Origin of the sequence: Rhizobium vallis (assembly GCF_003985155.1) — a bacterium.
Lineage (GTDB): Bacteria > Pseudomonadota > Alphaproteobacteria > Rhizobiales > Rhizobiaceae > Rhizobium > Rhizobium vallis.
Genome location: NZ_ML133744.1, coordinates 1 through 900, shown reverse-complemented (window position 1 = coordinate 900; position 900 = coordinate 1). Strand labels below are relative to the sequence as shown.

General features: G+C 60.3%; 1 protein-coding gene. It reads left to right on the top strand.

Annotated features, from left to right (window positions below; all coding sequences use genetic code 11):
• On the top strand, window positions 1-900 hold a 900-nt coding region (locus EFQ99_RS34845; RefSeq protein ID WP_245441641.1), incomplete at both ends, for a Ulp1 family isopeptidase.

The following is a 900-nucleotide window of genomic DNA, read 5'->3' as shown; positions in this document are numbered from 1 at the left end:
CGAATGGCTGGGCGACCAGCATATCCAGACGGATTATGAGCTGCTAATGCAGGACTTGCAGCGAAACGATCCGGATCTCGCCGCCAGGACGCGGCTTATCGATCCCCTGATAGCCCATTATCATCTGCGCCTGGGCGATGAGAGCACCGCGCTGAGCGCTTTCCAGCGCATCGTTAATGATCAGAATGGAAGAGATACAGCCGACTTCCTGTTCCTTCCAGTGAGCGATGCCAGTGCTTCGGATCCTGATCACCGCGGCACCCATTGGTCGCTGCTACTCGTTGACCGTCGCAACCGCGAGGGGCCGGCTGCCTATCACTATGACTCCTTCCGGGGCCAGAACGACGAGTTTGCAGCAATGCTCGCACAAAGGTTGGGTACCCGTCTGGAGCCCGTCCGCATGACCCAACAGCGGAACGGCTATGATTGCGGAGTCTTCGTGGTTGACGGCACGCGGGCGCTCGTTAGACGTCTGGCGCGAAGAGACCGGCCAGCCGTGCTGCACCTCGACAACCTCGTCGCCGATCGGGAGCAACTCCAACGACGTCTGAGCCCCGCGCCCAACAGTGCTCGAGCGGGGGCTGCGGCGGCTGAACCGGAGTCCTCCACACAGATCGCCGATCCCGCAGAGTTTTGGCATGGAGTGGCTCAACCCGGCCAGCTTCCCGATAGCTGGAATACAGCGACCTTCCGGCAGGATTTGCCGTCAGCTGCCTATTCACCGGTGCAAAGCGTCAATCCGCCAGACGCACCATGGGAGCAAAGCTTGGGGGCATCGATCTTCGGCACCCCACAGTACACGCTGCCTGTGGACGACTTGGGAGGATTTGTCCCTCCGAGCTGGCAACACGGCAATCAACCGGTACCAGATGACCTTCTGCCTGCAATGTACTTGTTTGA